A 14,483-nucleotide genomic window follows, 5' to 3' on the forward strand; every position below is an offset into this window, starting at 1 on the left:
GAGGCCGCAAACTGTTCACTCTCTGTCCGCAACTTGTAGACAAATTGCTGACAACAGTAGATAGAGTACGGTATATTGAAATTACAAATATTTTTATTTTTGCTGGGCCTCTCAACAGGTGCAGCGATTTTTTTGACTAAAAACGAGTGGAAATAATGCCTGTAAGTCTTACGCTGCGATAGATTCGGCATCTTGGAGATGCTTCTCTAAATGCTTGATGTACATTTTTACAGCTTGCTTAGCGAATTTGGAAGCCGAAATATCAAACATTTCTGCCTTATTCATTATTAGTTGATATTCGGATTCGGTTGTATACATCGTTACGTGTTTGATATTTCGCTCTCCTTTTTTCTGCTGCATCTTTTTCTCCCTCGCTTCACTTACCTTACGTTACCTTAAGTTCCCTTCTGGGTCAATTGTTTTTGCGCTTTACTACACGAATTGGCACATTTTTACACAATTTGTGTAGTAACAGCAGCAAATCCGCAGAATCCATGCAGCGCCGATCGACGAGCCTTCGCGCCCTTGCCAAAAAAAGATAGTTTGCCAGCGTATGTATGGGATACAAATATAAGCCGATCGCCTATTGATTTTTTATGGCATATGGTGTATTTTGGCAGCTTCGCAAACACAAAACAACGTCAGGAAATTGGTTTGAGAATACCGACGCAAGCAAGGCAGAATCTCAGAATATGCCTTATTTACCACTTTATGGAAATACGCTTTTACCTCCACAAATAAGGCGTAAACGAACTATTAAATAGTCAGCCTTCGCGCCCGCGCCGCCACATCTCCCACGGGCGATCACTTCAATTTTGCCCGCCACCAGAATGCCTCATCGTTCTAGCTCAACCCGCTTGCAGGCATCCCGGCCCGAAAAATCACCTCGGCAGTCAACCTCAACTCTGGGAAAGCCAGCGACTCAACCCGATCGTCCCCCCTCAACTGTTTGACCTGGTACTCCCCATCTACCAACTGGCAAACCGAAAGTGTGGGTTGTTTGGGATGACCGATGAACTTGCGACCGCCCAAACCGAGATAGTCCACAATCCAGTATTCGGGAATGCCCATCTCTTCATACTCGGAAGCTTTGAGAAAATAATCATCCCGCCAATTCGTGCTGACGACCTCTACAGCCAGTCGTACCGAAGAGCCCATCGTGATAACAGATTCCTTTTTCCAGTGTGGCTCGTTGATGACCGCAGTTCGGTCTAGGACTATTACGTCTGGCTGATAACCTGCCCGATCGCGGACGGGTTTAAGTAGGCAATGACCGGGGATGGAGTAAGGTAATTCGCGACGTTCAATTTCACCTGCTACTTTGATGGTGATAAAGCTTGTAACGTCTGAATGATCTCCTGTAGGATTAGGCATTTCGACAATAACTCCGTTGTGTAGTTCGTAGTGGCGGACAGAGTTCTCTGGATACCAGGCAACAAACTCATCAAATGTGACTGTTTTGGTTTGGGTTTGGATCATGGTTGTCTGTTTCCTTTGCTAGATATTTGCTAGATAGTCGCTAGACATTAATTGGTTTTTTTATTTCCCCCATATTTGGAATTTGCCAAGCACGAGCGCTGCTAGACCTTTACTAGACATTCACTAGGCATCAACTAGCACCTTTACTTGCCTTGCCTCGCTTTGCTTTCGCTGCTGTTGCGGGCTTTGCTGCGACTGGCTGCGGTTCTGTGGGGTGCGGGTCGGATGGGTGATCGGCATTAGTGACAGATTCCAAAGGATGCTGCTTTAGATATTCGGCGATCGCTCGCTTAACCACTACGCGGGTTAGTTGGGGTACGGTCAGAAATTCTTGCCCCGCCCAAGCTTCCAATATTTCCATCTCTTGTTTTTCAAAATATAGGGTTACTCGCGGCTTATTGGAAGGCATAAGAATATTTAGAAAGTTTGTTACGTCACCTCCTATACCTTATCGCTCTTACTGTTTTTAAATTCAGGTATGTCAAGGGTTGACAGGAACCTTACCTGTGCTAATATAACACAAGTATCGATACAAATCGTTTTTATCGATAAATATCGTTTCTAAGGCAGACTACACTATGAAACCCGAAAGCCTTGCCGTGATTGATGTTGAGTCCCAGCCAATCGATAGCACTGAGCCAGAAATTGAGGAAACCTGGTACTCAGCCCAGCAGATGATGAGCCTTTTGCGCCTGAGCAAAGCTGACCTACAAAAATCGATTTCCAAGCTTCAGAGCATTTACGGATTGAATCTCGCTACCCTACGCCGTGGGGCTGCCAGAGCCACTGAATACTCGCAATTAGCACTTGATGCCTGCAAGCTGCTCAACACGGGAAAACTCAGCGAACTCCGCAAACTGGTAGAAGCCACACCGATCGCACCTTCTGCAACCCCAGCCGGAGCCTTGACAATCTCGGAATACACCCCAGCCCTCGATCGACGGATCACCCAATTGAATCAGAATGCAAATTCTGCTTCGGCATCTTTGAATCAAAATGTGCAGCAGCTTCTAGCTCAAATTGCTTCCGAAAATCAGGCGGCCGGGCAGCGCGATGCTGACTTGGACAATGCTGAAATCAACGCAGCGCAAAACCGTGGGGCTGCACGAGCGCTGGCAGTGTTTCAGGCTGAGCAAAAAGCTCAAGCTGAAGTTCTGGCACAACTGCGGGCAATGAAGCTGGGGGCTGAATCATGAGCTTTTACAAAGTGAAAGTGCAGCGCGAAAGCAACACCCCGCGAGTGTTTAATGTCAGTGCCAAAAAGTCTCAGGACGCTGTTCTAGTGGCAGCCCAAAGCCTTCGAGAGGAAGGGATAACAGACGCGAAAGGTATCGAAGTCATCGGTCAAGTCAACAGTTTGAGGGATTAAAAATGGTACGAATTATTAACGGTGTAGTTTTTGAAGACGGCAAACCTGGAAAACGGGTTATCAATACGAATGGCGGTAATTACGTCGAAACAATTAAGGGTGATTTCATTGCTGGCACGGTCATCAACCATAAGTCTTCACCAACGCCGGAACGCAAGGATTTGTCTAAGGATGGCGAGGCAATTGACGTGAAATCTGAGGAGGTTTAAACGATGCTTAACGATGATGACAAAGACTTCGATAAAAACCTGACCAAGATAATGGTTGGCGGTGCGCTTGTAGCTGGCACTCTTGTCTTTGCAATTGGGTACGATACGGGCTACCAATCCGGCGCAAAGCGAGTCTCGGAGCCAACAATTATTCACGGCAACGTGACGATTAACAACAGCATTAATCTGAATTCAGATGATGCTGGAAGCGTTTCTAAATAGGAGGGATTGAGCAATGACCAAAGTTTTTGAAATTACGCCTGAATCCAATCCAGAAATCTGGGCTCAGTTGCAGCCGCCTGTTACCGATGAGCCAGAGCGTCCGTGCATCAACTGCGATAACCTCGGATTCCCGGAGTGCCAATTTATGGCTGTTGGACTGGATTTGGCAACGGCTCACGAACTTTCGGAAAGCTGGCGGCGCGGGGAGTTGTTGCCCGTTATTGGTCACCCGGCGGGCGATCGAGTATCTGACAAGCTCAACCAAATGACACATCAAAGCCAGCCGATCGCCCTGAGAAAGTAAATCGGCTGGCCGCGTAAATCATCCCCTAGCTTGCGCTGGGGGACTAATCTAAGGAGATTTTACTATGGATTTTGGACGCAACGACACCAGCAGCATAGCAATAAGGAACCCAGCAGCGGGACACAGCCCCTACATTGATGAAAAAGCGGGAGACTGGGCAGACACAGAGGCTGACATTCTTTCATACTTGAGCGATGTTACGAAGCTGGAAGCGATGGCAGATAAAGCAGCCAACGCCGAACAGCTTGCCTTAGTTTTAGAACCCTTCCTTGATAACGCTGAAACCTATCTGGAGGCGCTGGGAAAAATCGCTGACGGACAAGTTACTTGGACGGAAATTCGGAAGAAATTTGGCTCTAAAGTTGGGAATGCAATTGCGAAAATCCGCAAACTCAATGCAGAATTCGGCTCGGAGATGGAGCAACTGGATGCCAAAGACCGGGCATCAATGCTCAAGATTGAAACCAAGCGTCAGCACGGATTAGCCGAGATTGCTTCCGAGCTCACAGGCGACTTACAGGCCGAGCTGTGGCGACACGAGAACAAGATGGAAGCCATCGCAAATCGGGGTGAGGTGGCAGAGAAAAGGCAAACAATTCAAGAATCGCTCCGAGAACGCCGACAGAAGCTGCTCAGTCGCGCAACAGTCGGCTCGGATAAAGGGATTCAGGAGAAAGTGCCAGTGACTATTGGATCTGCCAGCAACAACAGCGCCAGCGTGTCGGCAACTGGTTCGCCTAGAGGATTTGGGGGCTGGTTTGCGAATGTAATGAATTTCAACAACCGTTAAAAGTGAGGGGACTATGCACGAAGGTTTTATCGGGGCAAGTCCCCTCTCTTTTGTGGGGGGACAGCACCAACAACAGCAACAGCAACAGCAGCAATATCAAGCTACAGCAGCACCAACAATTGACCAACCGCAACCAGAGGAAACCAACGCCGAACGCCAATACCGAGACGCTGCCAATCTCTGCGAAGTCGTAGCACCCGCAGCTATTGGTTCAGCGGTGGTTTTTATGTTTCATGCCATGCAAGTCGCAGGCGGTTCGGTAGTGGCGATTGGGATTTACCAGGTTTATTTGGCAGCCAAAATTACCGGGCAATCTAAGCACCGCTTGGCTACTGCAATTGTTGGCGGTGGCGTGACGCTTGGCATGATTGCCAGCCTTGCCGAACCGTTATCTGAAGGGCAGCAAGTAGGGGACGCAGAACCACGCTTGGAGATAGGCATCAAAGAAATTCAGACGGTTAAAAAACCTGTTTCAAGTAACTTTGATTACTTGCCTTCAATTGGGCTTGTCATTATCGTTTTCTGCCTAATGTTCAAAGCCAAAGGAGGGAGCAAGTAATGACACCATTAACCGAAAAACACGCTCAATTACTTAAGTCAAACCGCGCACTGCTTCTGACCTTTGAAAGACTCCCGGTTGGCGCTAAGTTGTCGGCAGTCGGTTTGGCGCTTGTGATTGGGATATATAGCGGAATAAGCGCCTTGACCGGGACGGCTAGCAATCGGGTGCAACTCTGTATCCGCAACAAACAAGCTTTGCAATGCGTTGACAAGGCAGGCAAACCCTACATCATGACCGAGTATTATGCGGAGAAGTGGAAAGCAAATCCTCTAGTAGTTGTTCATAATAAAATCCCTGCAACTAACCCACATAAAGCGCTGTGGATGGCGCTTGCTGGTTGCAGTTTTTGGGTGGCAGGTGTCGGGTTCAGAAGTCTGCAAAACTCCGAACGCCAACTCGCAAACTATGAGATTCTTGCAGAGAAGCGCGACCTAGCCTCATGTCAACTGGCGGCTCGTACTGAGCTGCTGGAAGATTACCGGGCAATGAGGATTAAAGAAGTACAGGCCGAGGGCGATGTGGAGGCGGTCGCAAATGACTGTGCGGTGGTTTTAAAACAGTGTGAAGTTTTGGGTGAAGCCGATATCAGAATTGCTCAAATGGAAGCTGAGGAAGCAGTTTTTGAGGCTGAAACTGCGGGTTTGCCAGAAGACAAAAAGCGAGAATATATTGCCTTTTTGCGGAACCAAAAAACTCCCTTTCAGTTTCAGTTGACCGGGACACAAACATTCGACGGCATCAATAACCCTGGTGACAAAGTTGAATCTGATTCAGCGCCAGCCATCCAGTCAAACTCCAACATTGAGATAGCTCATCAAATAGCAGCCAAAACCTTAAATTCTTTGGTGGCAATAAACAGTTCGATTTTCCTAGCAGCCCCTACTCGCTGCGGGAAAACTCGCACTCTGCGTAAGTGGCTAAAGGATTTAACAACCCGATTCCCAGAGGCAGAGATTTACGTCATCGCCCAGAAATACGAAGATTTTCCCGGCGTTCCGAGAAATCGAATCATGATATTTGACCCGCTACTTCCAGACGAGTCGATGAAGTTTCTGGATGAGGTTTACGAGAAGTTGCAGCGTCGGAAATCTAAGCCAGCAACCGAGGAAACCTACCGCAACCGACCAATTAAAATAATCCTTGAAGATTGGTTCGCCACTTACCAGTGCTTAGTGCAGAAACGAAACGCGCAACTGTGGGAAGAGAAGGCTTCCAAACTGGGAAGTATAGCGACCGTAGGGGGTCAGTATAATGTCGGCTACTTCATCTGTACGCAGACTTTCAACATCGCATCTAGTGGGGTTGCGGACAGCAATATTCGCCTTAATTTAGCCTTGCTAGCTCAAGGTTTAGTACGCACTACGAGCAACGGTGAGGAACAAGGGTCTTATGGCGTAATCGAGCAAATGTTAAACAACTCAAACGTCATTGCCAGTAAGGAAACACGGGATAGACTAACAGCGGACTTGAGCCTATTAATCCCGGATTCTATGGCTGAGCAAACGCCGATTGTTCTCTCCACGATTGGGAATCCCGTATTAGGTTTAATGCCACAAATTGAAGTGAACACCTCATGGATTGATGGCGGTTCCGAGGCTCCAGATAACATCTTTGATAGTTCATCGGAGACGGGTAACAGCGCCCAAAAAAACCAGCTTTCTGACGCTGAATACTGGGAGCGTATTTACAATTTGGAGTTCAATTTGGGGGATAAAAAGCAGTCCGATAGTCCGACGGAAGATGGCACATCATCGGATAGTGAGTCCGATAACGAGATTGAGTCCGATGAGCCAGAACCGTTGCCAGACAAGCTGTCCGGCTTTGTGTGGACTGTCCGAGCCGTCAGTCAGATGTTCCCTAATGTGGCTCCTGAGCGTTTATTTTCCTCGGTATCGGACGCTGCTCTGTCAGGTGCAAATATACGCCACATTATTAAGTCAGTTTTAAAGTGTGGTGAGAAATACGACCATCCAACACGCAGCTATACAAGGCACGGAAAAAGCCTCTTAAAGTGGCTAATTGAGAACTACGATAATGGCGAGATTGCACAGTTGCCAAAGATTCAAGAATTTCTCAGGAGTAGCACCGATGCTCAGTAAGTTAATCCGCGTTATTCCCGACTTTATTCTCAACCCCATCTACGACGCAATTTTTGCAGAGTTTGTAAGACGTGGAAATATTATCTTCTCTGATGACTTAAACAACCATGACTACAACTGAAGGAGAACGAAACAATGCCAACTATCAAGCAGTACGAACATTCCGGCAATCCACCAATTCCTGATGAATTAGCTACCTGCATTGCCTTCTTGCAAGCTGCAAAACTCAGAGCCGAAGCGCACATCTGCAACCCATTTACCGATACGTCGTGGCTGGAGGAACCCGAACAGAAATTGATAGACACGGCCAGCGTTTCCATTGATGTAGCTGTGCAGAATTTAGAAGCGTTAAGGGAGGCTCTGAGAAGGGATAAAGATGAAGATGAGTAAACCCACCAGCACCTTCCTAATCTCTGTCCGTCCGACTTGGGCTTCTGCCTTTTTCCTTGACCGCGACCCGAAAACAATCGAACTCAGGAAAGGCAACTTTGGAACCTCTCTAAAAGCGGGCGATAGCATTGTAATTTATTCGACTTTGCCAGTAGGTGAGGCGATCGGCACAGTCAAAGTTATCAAGCGTGAGAGACTACCGCTCGATCGACTGTGGCAAACATCGCAGCAAGGAAGGCTGGCAAAAGTATCACAGGCACAATTTAATGCTTACTATGCCCAACAGGAATCAGGAATTGGGGTTTGGGTAGAAGCGGCCGAACTGCTACCTAAGCCGATCGCACTTTCCAAACTTCGCCAGAACTGGGGCCATCGCTGGCAGCCACCGCAGCAGATTCAACAATTAACCGACGATCGGATGGCGGCACTGAACATCGATCGCTGAACATCGACAACCTAACCGAGCGCTACGGTGTTAAGGATGATTTGACGGCGTGGCGCTACCAGTAACTGATAACGCTACAGTGGTAGGGGCGACCCTAATCACCTAATGGCAATTATGCAGTTTGAGAGCGGACTAAATCATCGCTCTGTTAACCGTCTCTCAGGTGCTAGTGGGCTAATTCAATTTATGCCATCAACAGCGCGGGGGTTGGGGACTTCGACATCGGCGTTACTGGGGATGACAGAGATTGAGCAGCTAGATTATGTGCAAAAATACCTACTGCCATACAGAGGCAAACTCAACACGCTTGGTGATTTTTACGCTGCTGTTTTGTGGCCTGCGGCGGTAGGTCAACCCGATAGTTATGTTATTGCTAGGGCTGGCACAATTGTGTATCGGCAGAATAATGGCTTTGATAGAAGTAGAAAGGGGTATATTACCAAAGCCGATATTGCCCAACTTGTGAAAGAAAGGCTTTAGGTACAACAAAAATGTGCGATCGCTGCACAAACTTCAGAAACTTGGCTGCAACTTTTCTCTGTTAGTATAAATATATCTCTGAACATTGCTATTGCTACGACTCATTCCTGCTTTTTGTGCAAGTTTCTTCTCTGGCATAAGTTTGAGTTCTCATGCGGTTTTTGTTGCTAACAAGCACCCAAATTTAGCTAATAATTAAGCTGAGGCAAGCACAAGTTTACTCGCACATTCTCAGAAAAAACAGCCAAAAACAGCTAAAAACTCACGAAAACTCAGTCCCAAAAAGTAAAAATTGAGGTTTTTTACCGTGACGGTACACTTAATATCAATTTAACAATTTAACAGCAAACTCGACATGGTAAAATTAAGTCAATAGCTTGACAGAAAACAAAACAAGAAACGGCGTTTGAGTAGCAACCGTGCGAAAAGTGACGCTAAGACTAAAACTCTTGTGTAGTGAGGGTTTTAGCGTTTTCGTTACATTTTTTAACGTCATGTCCTATTTTGCCCGGATCTCGGCTTAGGGGTTTTGCGCGATCGCACTTACCAAAACCCAATAACTCCAACACAGGCAGTAAGTAAGGTTTCAGCCGATTCGTACAATTTACCCGTTTTGGCACGGTGATGCCTGGTACTCATGGGGCAAAAGGTGAAACCAATTGCCAATTACCAATTACTAATACCCTTCATTAAAAAAGCCCTCGGCATCACGCTGGGGGCTCTTTGTTTTGGGAGACGATCGATCGGACTAATCCTCCTTTGATTCCAGAAACTTTCTCAGCGCGGGTATTATCCGCTTGGGCCACTTTGTATCTGGGGGTAGCGATTCTTTAAGAAAGTTTACGATTTCCCCTACTTGCTCCGGTAGGTCGATCGCTGGTGCTGGATTCTGCTGCTTATAGGCTTCTAGCTCAGCTTGTAAATCGCCAATTTCCAGCCTCAGCCGGGATTCTGCCGGATTAGGCTTTAAGCTGTACCCGCGCTCTAATTCCCGAATCTTATTGCCTTGTTTGAGGATAGTGCTTTTAGCATCTGCTAGCTCGTCTCTAGCGTCGCTTAATTCCCTCTGCCAGCGGACTTTCTCAACCTCCATCGATCGCCCTTCCCGGTGTATTTCTGCCGCATCTTCCTTAACCTGTTTCTTGAGTTGGGCTAGGTCTTCCCGATCGGCCTGGACTGCTGCCAGTTGCGATCGCACTTCCTCTAATTCCTGCCTGAGCGGTTCGTCATCGGTGCGATCGCTCAGGCTGCGGACTCCCCCAACAGTTCAGCCTTTAATTGTGATTTGATATTAACCAGCTTGTCTGCTAGCAGTTTGTCTAGTACAGAGGCAACTGTCGCTTCTAAGTCCTCACCTGTCGGCATTGTATTAGCAGGTTCCATTCCTAACGCTGACTCTAATACCTTTACAACCCAACTGTTGACGCTAGTGCGTTCTTCCTTCGCTACTTCTTTGATAGCGTCAAGCAAGTCTTTTCGACCGTCAAGTCTGAGGTTGAGTTGGATTCGATCGGAGGTTTTCGTCTGATCCGTTTCGCTTGTCATAGCTCTGTCTAGTAATAAACTAGCTACAATCTAGCACCTTGTTAGCCTCTTGTCTAGTACATAAGCTAGACATATACACTAGCATTAATGCTATAACAAATACTAGACAGTAATTACTAGATAAATACTAGACACAGTGCTAGTATATAAATATAGCGAAACGGGAACGATACAAACCGCCCGCTGCATACACTTCACGCCACACATAGGACGCCACAATGATTAACGTACTCGCCGCCAAATTCAATCAAGTTGACGCTTCTATTTCCGCTACAACCGCTCAAATCACCGCGCTCCAAACCAAACTGAGCGAGCTTCAAGACTACCGCCAACAGTTGCTTTCAGTCGAGCAAGCTATCCAATCGGCACTGTCTCAAGTCGATACCGCGCTGATTATGCTCACCCATGTTGACCCCACACAAATCGACACTTTCAAAGACGCGCTGACCATCAAATTCACCACCGATGCGATCGGCATTCTTGAGCCAGCCGACACTACATCCACAGAACCGATCGAACCGGAGCCTCACGTACCAACCGCGCCAGAGTCACAGACAGTGCCAGATGAATCAGTGATTGATGTTCAGTCCACACCAGCCGACATTACATCAGTAGAACTGATCGCACCGACAGCGCCAGAGTCACCCGCTACAGACATCGAGGTGCTTCTCAATAAAATGTCACTCGCTGACATTCGCAAGCTTGCCAAAGCTAAAGGCGCGGATGCAAGGGGCAACCGGGTCAACATCGCTGCGAGGTTGAAAGTCCTGGTTACAAAAGCTGAGGTGCTAGCCGTTAGCTAGCAGTAGCTGAGGTGCTAGCCGTTAGCTAGCAGTTGCCCGACCGCTAGCGAACCATCTATCACTAGCGGTATCTAGTACAAAAGCTAGACAAATGTACTAGCACTAACTCATCAGCGATACTAGACACAAATACTAGCTTATGTACTAGAACTTAACTAGACACAATGCTAGTGTTTATCTAGTACAAAACAAAACCACCGCCCAAAGTTTCTGACGCCTAGAGCGGTGGCTAGCCCCAAAGGTAGGACTGACATGATTTTACTCGAAACTGCTACAGCCACGCCGATCGACGATTCCGCCCCCGCCACCTTTACCTGTGCTCAGTGCCCGTTCGCCAGACTGATCGAAGATAACCGATACTGTTGCCAAGTCAGCGAAACCGCAAGCGATGTCAAACGTGGCCACTGGGAGGCGACAGTATCCTGCTATGAAGCGCTAGCCAAAGCAGAAGCCGAAAAAGTAGCCCAAGCACCGATCGCACCAACAGAAACACCCGCACCCGCAGTCACCCGCGCACCCTCAAAACCCGCAGCAGCAAGCCACACAGTCACTACAGCAGCACCCGTCCCCGCACCTGCAGCCGTCGGGGAAGATGACGCGCCGCCGAACCGGGGAGACAACGGACGGGGACGGGTTCAGCCGATCGCACCTAAGAAGCTCAACCTCTCGCTGGTCGCGGTTAAGCGCATCAATTCCGATATTCCTGCAAGCAATTTCGATCCCTTTGAGCTTGAGATTTTAGGGGAGCTCAGTTTGTCGATCGGCGGGTTCATCGTTCCCCCGGTGCTGGTGCGAGATTCTAGCGGGTACAAGGTTGTCTCCGGTCACTTGCAGTATCACGCGGCAGTTCTGGCCCGACATTTGAATCCGAGAGCGGGTGAACACATCCCGGCGATCGTACTTGAGGCCGAAAATCAGTCGGCGGTGATGGCCCAACTCAGACTACTAAAACCAGCGGCCTAGAACCCGTGGCCCCATCCCAGAAATCGGATGGGGCTTCTTAAAGTCGGTCAATCTTACATAACCAGCATAATGTAATATTCGGGAATGCAGAAAATGACCCTTGCAGTTTCAAATCCACCCGCCCCACAAGTCATCGCTCCCGGCACTCCCACTGCCCAATTAATTGATTTGTGGACTCACGGCAAGTCTAAAAATACGGCGGCTCTCTACCGTCGCGTTGCAACTCTGTTGCTAACTACCATCGACAAACCGCTTCAGTGGCTGACTCTCCAAGATTTTCAAAGTTTTGCGGATACGTTAGAAGGAAAGGAGTTGTCTCCTTCCTCCCGTCGCACCTATATAAGCGTTGTGAAAAGTCTACTGTCTTTTGCCCACCGCACCGGGCTGATTCCAGTTAACGCTGCTGCTGCGGTTGTCACTCCCAAACCAAAGGACACGCTCTCGCAGAAAATCCTCTCTGAGCTTGAAGTTTTGACGATGATTGCTTTGGAACCGTGCGAGCGAAACAAGCTGATTCTCAAAACTTTCTACTACGCTGGACTCCGGGTTTCGGAGTTGTGCGATTTGAACTGGGAGGATTTGATTCCTAATGGTGAAAGCGGCCAACTCTTGATTTACGGCAAGGGCGGCAAAACTCGCGTGGTGCTACTTCCCGCGTCTCTGTATCGGGCGATTTTGAACAGCAGAGGGGATGCCGGAAATTCTGAACCCATCTTCAGGAGTCGCAAAGCTACCAACGGTGGCCGCTTGCACAGGATTTCTGTAACCCACTTGGTCAAGGAAGCTGCTAAACGCGCGGGCATCTCGGAGAAAACTAGCGCTCACTGGTTGAGGCATTGTCATGCTTCCCACGCGCTGAACCGTGGGGCACCGATTCACTTACTGTCTCAAACCTTGGGTCATGCTTCGGTTGCTACAACTAGCAGGTATCTGCACGCGAAACCAAATGATTCTAGCGGTCTGTATCTGATAACTTAGCGGGCGCTCTGATGCGGTCTAAGTTGAAGGCTTTGAGAAAAAGACAGCCCAAAACTGATCGATCTAAACTATCCATATTTATCATATATACTTCTAATAGTTTCATCTAAAATCCTATGTTTATTCCATTAGTTATCGCCTTATCACAGCCTGTTAATATAACACAAGCTCAACCTTGCAAGCTCTCGGTAATTGGCTATGAAGAAACTAACAATTGTCCACTTTTAACGGGCGTATTTGCCTCCGAGGAATGGACAATTAAGCTTTCTCGTTGGGAACCCGGAGCTTATGTCCTTAAAGGAATCAACCGAGTTAACGGCAAAAAAATTAACGCTTCAGGATTTGAAGTAAGAGGAACTGTAGATCGACCACAATATCCATTCAGTGAGGAGAGAACAGAGACTTTGTACCTTGTCACATTCCAAAGGGGTGACCGAAACACGATTCGACTCGAAATTTTTGCAGATACTGTTCCCGTTTACAACCAGTTGCTGCAAAAAACATCTTCAAACGACCCATTTTTTGGACGATAGAATCAGTATTTTAACCCTGTTTTATGGAAACAGAACCCCTATTTGTCGCAGCAGGCGATCGCTTTCGGCGACCGCTAACAGAGTGTCGGCTGGTCTTTTTACTCAAAAAAGCAGAAATCAAAACGAATCAAAGTGTGCTTGGTTTCAATCCCTGATAGGGCTTTAGGTTTTGAGGGACGGTTTGCAGTAACGCAGTAAGTAACGAAGGAGTTTCAATCCCTGATAGGATTTTAAGTTTTTGTGGCTTAACACCATAGAAATTATCTCAGCACATCTCTGAGATGAACCGGGGTATAGATTTTTAATTCCTTTTTGGGGTTTACTCTTCAATCATCTCCAAAATCGCTTCGATGTCTGCGAGCGAGGCGGTTGATTTCTTGTGCTTGGCTTTCAGTCTGTTTAGTAGGTCAGCAGCCTCTGGTAGCCCAATTTCAGGGGGTGGGGTATGGTACAGTTCAATCCTCATGTCACTCACTAAATTCTGTAAGCGCCTATTCTCAGCCTTTAACCATGCCACTTCCTCGGCTCCAGTCCTTGTGTCATGCGATTGAGACTGTTTCTTTTCTACTTCGGAACTACCACGCCTATCTGCTGTGTCACGCGGTTCGATTTTTTTGTCAAGTTGTCGGGCATAATCTAGAGTAGCGTCAGCCAGGGCGATCGGAACTCGAATAGTGCGAGTCGGGCCACTATGCCAAGCAGCTTTAAAGCGGGAATCTTTGATTGAGTCTTCGTGTCCTTTAGGGTTTGGCATAACAAATTAATCCCTTGTGTCAAGCGTTTCATTTAGTCTAGCAAGAACGCCCAGTAGTTTCAAGCGCGTGACACAGGACTTTTGGGTGTCCTCAGCCGGACGGGCAGGCGACTATTTTTCCGATAGCCGATTTTTTAATTGTGACTACGAAGAAGACAATGGCGGCCAGTCGTAAAAATCCCGCTGGGAGCTTTAGGCGAGGATAGGGTAATTTCTCACTCACTCCAAAACCTTGTTCTAGTTGGGGATACTCTAATTTTCTGAACTCTCAAGTTTTAAGAGCTAGGTTCTTGTTACCAATTACAGATAGACTCTGGCTTGAGAGGACAAGTCTTGGGTGCGCTCGAATTTCTGCTGAGGTAAAGAGCGGTCAGTTTAGTCAAGGATGCTAGCGGTTTAATGTCCTTGATTTGATTGTTGTTGAGGTTGAGATCGGTGAGGTTAGTTAAAGATGCTAGCGATTTAATGTCGCTGATTTGATTGTTGTGGAGATCGAGTACAGTCAGATTAGTCAAGAGACATCTCCCAAAAAGCCTGTTAACGGGAGCCAGGATGCCT

23 protein-coding genes and 1 pseudogene are annotated in these 14,483 nt (G+C 47.7%); 17 read left to right on the forward strand and 7 right to left on the reverse strand.

All coding sequences use genetic code 11. The features are described from left to right. Window positions 1–168: 168 nt before the first annotated feature. From QUA13_RS10820 to QUA13_RS10830, 3 genes are all read right to left on the reverse strand, one after another. On the reverse strand, window positions 169–360 hold the full coding sequence (locus tag QUA13_RS10820; RefSeq protein ID WP_333198302.1) for a hypothetical protein: 192 nt from the start codon (window positions 358–360) through the stop codon (window positions 169–171). A 483-nt stretch (window positions 361–843) separates the two neighbouring features. Then, a complete protein-coding gene (locus tag QUA13_RS10825) occupies window positions 844–1,479 on the reverse strand; it encodes a Uma2 family endonuclease (protein ID WP_333198303.1) in 636 nt (211 codons plus the stop codon). A gap of 130 nt (window positions 1,480–1,609) precedes the next feature. Further along, a complete protein-coding gene (locus QUA13_RS10830) occupies window positions 1,610–1,888 on the reverse strand; it encodes a hypothetical protein (RefSeq protein ID WP_333198304.1) in 279 nt (92 codons plus the stop codon). Window positions 1,889–2,057: 169 nt separating this feature from the next. Here QUA13_RS10830 and QUA13_RS10835 point away from each other — a divergent pair, with 169 nt between their 5' ends. From QUA13_RS10835 to QUA13_RS10890, 12 genes and pseudogenes are all read left to right on the forward strand, one after another. Beyond that, entirely contained in the window at window positions 2,058–2,675 is a 618-nt protein-coding gene (locus QUA13_RS10835; protein WP_333198305.1) for a hypothetical protein, read from the forward strand. Further along, the gene (locus tag QUA13_RS10840) at window positions 2,672–2,848 is read left to right on the forward strand and encodes a hypothetical protein (RefSeq protein WP_015179859.1); all 177 of its coding nucleotides are present in this window, start codon (window positions 2,672–2,674) and stop codon (window positions 2,846–2,848) included. Before QUA13_RS10835 ends, QUA13_RS10840 begins: the two co-directional genes overlap by 4 nt. A gap of 2 nt (window positions 2,849–2,850) precedes the next feature. After that, window positions 2,851–3,057, forward strand: a complete 207-nt coding sequence (locus QUA13_RS10845; protein WP_333198306.1) for a hypothetical protein — start codon at window positions 2,851–2,853, stop codon at window positions 3,055–3,057. A 3-nt stretch (window positions 3,058–3,060) separates the two neighbouring features. Next, window positions 3,061–3,279 carry a hypothetical protein gene (locus tag QUA13_RS10850; RefSeq protein WP_333198307.1) on the forward strand — a complete coding sequence of 73 codons (219 nt, stop codon included), beginning with the start codon at window positions 3,061–3,063 and terminating at the stop codon, window positions 3,277–3,279. A gap of 13 nt (window positions 3,280–3,292) precedes the next feature. After that, window positions 3,293–3,583 (forward strand): hypothetical protein, encoded by a 291-nt coding sequence (locus tag QUA13_RS10855; protein ID WP_333198308.1) that lies wholly within the window; start codon window positions 3,293–3,295, stop codon window positions 3,581–3,583. A gap of 64 nt (window positions 3,584–3,647) precedes the next feature. After that, window positions 3,648–4,373, forward strand: a complete 726-nt coding sequence (locus QUA13_RS10860) for a hypothetical protein (RefSeq protein WP_333198309.1) — start codon at window positions 3,648–3,650, stop codon at window positions 4,371–4,373. A gap of 13 nt (window positions 4,374–4,386) precedes the next feature. Further along, on the forward strand, window positions 4,387–4,932 hold the full coding sequence (locus QUA13_RS10865) for a hypothetical protein (RefSeq protein WP_333198310.1): 546 nt from the start codon (window positions 4,387–4,389) through the stop codon (window positions 4,930–4,932). Then, complete coding sequence (locus QUA13_RS10870) at window positions 4,932–7,034, forward strand: hypothetical protein (protein ID WP_333198311.1); 2,103 nt, start codon at window positions 4,932–4,934, stop codon at window positions 7,032–7,034. The genes QUA13_RS10865 and QUA13_RS10870 overlap by 1 nt, the downstream gene beginning before the upstream one ends. After that, window positions 7,024–7,155 (forward strand): hypothetical protein, encoded by a 132-nt coding sequence (locus QUA13_RS10875; protein WP_333145236.1) that lies wholly within the window; start codon window positions 7,024–7,026, stop codon window positions 7,153–7,155. Before QUA13_RS10870 ends, QUA13_RS10875 begins: the two co-directional genes overlap by 11 nt. 14 nt (window positions 7,156–7,169) lie before the next feature. Further along, window positions 7,170–7,424 carry a hypothetical protein gene (locus tag QUA13_RS10880; protein WP_270883807.1) on the forward strand — a complete coding sequence of 85 codons (255 nt, stop codon included), beginning with the start codon at window positions 7,170–7,172 and terminating at the stop codon, window positions 7,422–7,424. Continuing rightward, entirely contained in the window at window positions 7,417–7,869 is a 453-nt protein-coding gene (locus QUA13_RS10885) for a hypothetical protein (protein WP_333198312.1), read from the forward strand. Before QUA13_RS10880 ends, QUA13_RS10885 begins: the two co-directional genes overlap by 8 nt. Window positions 7,870–7,968: 99 nt before the next feature. Then, a pseudogene (locus QUA13_RS10890) lies at window positions 7,969–8,349 on the forward strand (transglycosylase SLT domain-containing protein); the annotation flags it as partial. 748 nt (window positions 8,350–9,097) lie between these two features. Here the strand turns inward: QUA13_RS10890 and QUA13_RS10895 are convergent. Then, window positions 9,098–9,547, reverse strand: a complete 450-nt coding sequence (locus QUA13_RS10895) for a hypothetical protein (RefSeq protein ID WP_333198313.1) — start codon at window positions 9,545–9,547, stop codon at window positions 9,098–9,100. Between the two features lie 44 nt (window positions 9,548–9,591). Beyond that, complete coding sequence (locus QUA13_RS10900) at window positions 9,592–9,894, reverse strand: hypothetical protein (RefSeq protein WP_333198314.1); 303 nt, start codon at window positions 9,892–9,894, stop codon at window positions 9,592–9,594. A 218-nt stretch (window positions 9,895–10,112) separates the two neighbouring features. Between QUA13_RS10900 and QUA13_RS10905 the strand changes: the two genes are divergently transcribed. The 5 genes from QUA13_RS10905 (at window position 10,113) to QUA13_RS10925 (ending at window position 13,326) form a co-directional block, all read left to right on the forward strand. Next, window positions 10,113–10,697, forward strand: coding sequence for a hypothetical protein (locus QUA13_RS10905; RefSeq protein WP_333198315.1), 585 nt, complete (start codon window positions 10,113–10,115; stop codon window positions 10,695–10,697). A gap of 252 nt (window positions 10,698–10,949) precedes the next feature. Continuing rightward, window positions 10,950–11,660: a hypothetical protein gene (locus QUA13_RS10910; RefSeq protein WP_333198316.1), complete on the forward strand. Its 711-nt coding sequence runs from the start codon at window positions 10,950–10,952 to the stop codon at window positions 11,658–11,660. 93 nt (window positions 11,661–11,753) lie between these two features. Further along, a complete protein-coding gene (locus tag QUA13_RS10915; protein ID WP_333198317.1) occupies window positions 11,754–12,638 on the forward strand; it encodes a tyrosine-type recombinase/integrase in 885 nt (294 codons plus the stop codon). A gap of 116 nt (window positions 12,639–12,754) precedes the next feature. Beyond that, complete coding sequence (locus QUA13_RS10920; RefSeq protein ID WP_333198318.1) at window positions 12,755–13,171, forward strand: hypothetical protein; 417 nt, start codon at window positions 12,755–12,757, stop codon at window positions 13,169–13,171. 23 nt (window positions 13,172–13,194) lie between these two features. Further along, window positions 13,195–13,326 (forward strand): hypothetical protein, encoded by a 132-nt coding sequence (locus tag QUA13_RS10925; RefSeq protein WP_333198319.1) that lies wholly within the window; start codon window positions 13,195–13,197, stop codon window positions 13,324–13,326. Window positions 13,327–13,490: 164 nt separating this feature from the next. On the opposite strand, the gene QUA13_RS10930 is transcribed toward QUA13_RS10925, so the two are convergent. Together QUA13_RS10930 and QUA13_RS10935 are read right to left on the reverse strand one after the other, a co-directional pair. Then, window positions 13,491–13,925, reverse strand: a complete 435-nt coding sequence (locus QUA13_RS10930) for a hypothetical protein (RefSeq protein WP_333198320.1) — start codon at window positions 13,923–13,925, stop codon at window positions 13,491–13,493. A 293-nt stretch (window positions 13,926–14,218) separates the two neighbouring features. Next, the coding region (locus tag QUA13_RS10935; protein ID WP_333198321.1) for a leucine-rich repeat domain-containing protein at window positions 14,219–14,483 on the reverse strand (265 nt) is incomplete at its 5' end.

This window comes from Microcoleus sp. S28C3 (genome assembly GCF_036700785.1).
In the GTDB taxonomy this organism is placed as follows: domain Bacteria; phylum Cyanobacteriota; class Cyanobacteriia; order Cyanobacteriales; family Microcoleaceae; genus Microcoleus; species Microcoleus asticus.